Annotated in this window: 1 protein-coding gene; it reads right to left on the bottom strand. The window is 74.2% G+C overall.

All coding sequences use genetic code 11. From position 1 onward, the window contains the following. A partial coding sequence (locus GL263_RS25660) for a WXG100-like domain-containing protein (protein WP_182858130.1) occupies positions 1 to 1,914 on the bottom strand: 1,914 nt, incomplete at its 3' end. Positions 1,915 to 2,008: the final 94 nt, after the last annotated feature.

Here is a 2,008-nt window from a genome sequence, read left to right as displayed (position 1 = left end):
GGTCGAGTCGGGGCGCGGGGACGCGGAGTCCGGCCGCCCGGAGGGTCCGTCGTTGTCGTTGCGGGGCGCGGGCCGGTCGTTGTCGGGGCGGGGCGGAGGCCCGTCCTGTCGTGGACTGGAGCCGTCGGCTTCCTGGCGGGGGGCCGGTCGGTCGCTGTCCGGGCGCGGCCCGGCGTCCGGACGAGCGTCGTCGGAGTCGCGGCGGGCGGCGTCGGAGTCGGTACGGGGCGACGGCTGGTCAGAACGGTTGCCGTTGTCGCTGTCGGGGCGCGTCGGGGGTTGGTCGCCGCGTGGAGCGGCGTCGCCGTTCCGCGTTGGGCCGTTGTCGTCCGGGCGCTGGTTGTCGGTGCGAGGGCGGTCGGCCCCGGAGTCGGTGTCCGGGCGACGTGAGCTGCCGTCGTCGGTACGGGCGTTGGTGTCGTTGGTGGTGCGGTTGTCGGTGCTGTCCGGGCGGGGGGCGGCGGATTCGGAACGTCCGGGCTGGCCCGCGCCCGAGTCGGTGGCCGGTCGGTCGGAGGTGGGTCGGTCGCTGTCGCCTGTTCGCGGTGAAGCGTCGGGCGTCTGGTCGGGGCGGGGCCCCGGCGTACTGCCGGACGGCTCGCGGGGAGGGTCGAACGGGCTGCGGGGGCCGTTCTGGTCGCCGGCGTCGCCGGGGCGCGGGGAGCGGGCTCCGGTGCCGTCCTGGCCGCCGCGCTCCGGGCTGCCGCTGGCCGGGCCGCTGTCGGACGCGGGACGGCCGTCTCCGCTGTTCGGTGCGGTGTTTCCGGTTGTGCCACTTCCGCTCGCGGCGTCGCCGGTTCCGCTGCCGGCGGGCGTTCCGCTGCCGTTCTGAGTGCCGCCGTTGCCCTGGGTGCCGGAGGTGCCGGCGGGGCTGCCGCTGCCGCCGCTTGAGGGTTGGCCGCCGGTGCCGCCCGTCGAGGGGCCGGAGCCGTTGCCGGAGCCGGTAGCGCCGGTGCCGCCGCCTCCGCCGCTACCGGCACCGGCCCCATTGCCGGGTCCCGTGCCCGTGCCGCCGCCCGGGCCCGTGCCACCGCCCGTGCCGGCACCGGACCCGCCGTCACCCCCGGTACCGGCGCCCGTGCCGTTGCCGCCGCCCGTACCGTTACCACCGGTGCCGGTGCCGGTGCCGGTCCCGCCGCCGGAGTTGTTGCCGAGGCCGAGGGCGTTGTTGCCGGACTGTTCGACCTGTCGGCGGCCGCTGCCGGCGGCTCCGCTGAGCGCGTTGTCCCGGAGGTTCTCCAGTGCGCCGTCGCGCTGGTTCCGCAGTTCCTGCCGTCCCGCCTGGTAGCCGGCGTTCGCGGCGTTGCTGACGTCGTAGCCGTCCTGGGCGCCGAAGTGGACGTTGATGGTCTGCCGCAGCAGGTCCTGCGCGATGGCCTGGATCGCTTTGAGCGCGGTCTGTTTCAGCGCGTCGAGGATGGTCTGGAGGATCGCTTCGGCCAGCGTCTTGAGTAGTTGCCGCACGATCACCCGGACGATCGCGGTCGCGGAGGCGCCGGCCAGGGAGGAGGCGCCGAAGGTGAACGGCGCGGCCGCGGCCGCGGCGATCAACTGAATGGCGAGCGCCACCAGTTGGATGATGACCGCGATCTTGCAGGCGATGACGACGGCCGCCGCGGCGTCGAGCGCGAAGGCGACGATCTGCGCGGCGGTGCGGGCGTCGTCGAAGTAGCCGCGCTCGCTGCCGGAGAACTCGCGCCAGGCCTCGTCGAAGCCTTCGACGGACTTGCCGTAGTTCTCCGAAAGCACGTTGCCGGCCGACCTGTTGCCGTCGGCCTGGAGCGAGTGGAGGTCCATGGCGAACTGGCGCCAGGCCTGCGCGGACTCCATGAGCTTGTCCTCGTCGGCCTCGGGCCAGTTGAAGCCCAGGATGCCGAGGACCCATTCGAGCTCGCTGGACAGCGTCATGGCCATGGCCGGTTCCCCCCGGAACACCGCTCGCGTTCAGTGATCGCGACCGACCCTAGCTGACGTGCACACGACATTGCCGGCCCGGGTTGTACAGCTC

The organism is Streptomyces durbertensis, assembly GCF_014156695.1.
Classification (GTDB): domain Bacteria; phylum Actinomycetota; class Actinomycetes; order Streptomycetales; family Streptomycetaceae; genus Streptomyces; species Streptomyces durbertensis.
This window is presented reverse-complemented; position numbering and strand designations above follow the sequence as displayed.